Annotated in this window: 1 protein-coding gene; it reads left to right on the top strand. The window is 65.5% G+C overall.

What is annotated here, in order from left to right; translation table 11 throughout:
* Positions 1-80: 80 nt before the first annotated feature.
* Positions 81-1,112, top strand: a complete 1,032-nt coding sequence (locus tag ABIC30_RS31745; RefSeq protein ID WP_331299225.1) for an IS110 family RNA-guided transposase — start codon at positions 81-83, stop codon at positions 1,110-1,112.
* Positions 1,113-1,375 lie beyond the last annotated feature (263 nt).

Genomic DNA, 1,375 nt, shown 5'->3' with positions numbered 1-1,375 from the left:
GGGTGATGGGGTGGACGCCCCCCTCGGCGGCATCGCTGTGCCAGAGTGGTGGTGTTGAGCACCAATCGAGGGAGACGTCCGTGGCCCAGGTTACCACGATCGGCTTGGACATCGCGAAGAACGTGTTTCATGCCCATGGTGCGGATGCGCGTGGGCAGGGCGTCTTCAGCAAGCGGTTGAGCCGGGCAAAGCTTCTGGGCTTCTTCGCAGCCCAGCCGCCCTGCCTAGTGGCTCTCGAGGCCTGCGGCGGTGCGCATCACTGGGCCCGCGAACTGATGGCACTGGGCCATGAGGTTCGGCTGATCCCGCCAGCCTACGTCAAGCCGTTCGTGAAGCGCCACAAGAACGATGCCGTCGATGCCGAGGCGATCTGCGAGGCGGCGCAGCGTCCGACGATGCGCTTTGTCGCCGTCAAGAGCGAGGAGCAGCAGGCCTCGGCTCTCCTCTTCCGGACCCGCGACCTTCTGGTCCGGCAGCGCACCCAGCTCATCAACGCCGTTCGCGGGCACCTGACCGAGTATGGCTGGGTCGCACCAAAGGGCCCGTCCCACATGGCGATGCTGGGCGATCTTCTGGAGGACGAGATGGGCTCCTTGCTTCCGCCTGCCGCTGTCGCGATGTTCCGGGTGATGCTGGACCTCCTGGCGGACCTGGATGATCGCATCGCCGAACTCGACCGGGAGATTGCCCGCCGAGCTCGAGAAGACGAAACGGCTCGTCGACTGATGACCATCCCCGGCATCGGCCCCATTACCGCAACGGCACTGATTGCTCTGGCTCCTGTGGCCGCGACCTTCGCCAAGGGACGGGACTTCGCCGCATGGCTCGGCCTTGCCCCCCTGCAAAGGTCGACGGGTGGCAAGCAGAAACTTGGCGCAATCTCGAAGATGGGCGAACGCACGTTGCGACGCCTGCTCATCATCGGCAGCAGCGCGGTGGTGCATCAGGCGTCGCGACGCGGAGCGCCTGAAGGATCGTGGTTGAAACAGATGCTGGCGCGAAAGCCCCGCATGCTGGTGACGGTGGCGCTGGCCAACAAAATGGCGCGTATCGTCTGGGCCCTTCTAGCAAAGGGCGGAAGCTACCGAGCTCCGGCGGTGGCCACGGCGTAGAGCCGGGGTCGGCGTCAGAGGCTGTCGGGGACGCGAGGTCGGTCGAAGGAGGGTATGGCACAACAGTCGGCGAGACGGGGCCGGAAGAACCAGTGCTTTCCACCGTGCCAGCGAGCACGCCTTGGGTGACTTGGTTCCGGTCCGCGAACTCCCATACGGGCCCGCAGCCCACGGCTGCAGCAGAGGCCGGACAGATGGCAGCAACCGACATCGTGCCTACCCATCAAAAGCCACTTGCGTTCCAGGGGGCGTCCACAGATGGA

The sequence above is a fragment of the Methylobacterium sp. 1030 genome, from assembly GCF_040544715.1.
Lineage (GTDB): Bacteria > Pseudomonadota > Alphaproteobacteria > Rhizobiales > Beijerinckiaceae > Methylobacterium.
Note: the sequence above shows the minus strand (reverse complement) of the source record. Positions and strands in the feature narration are given on the sequence as shown.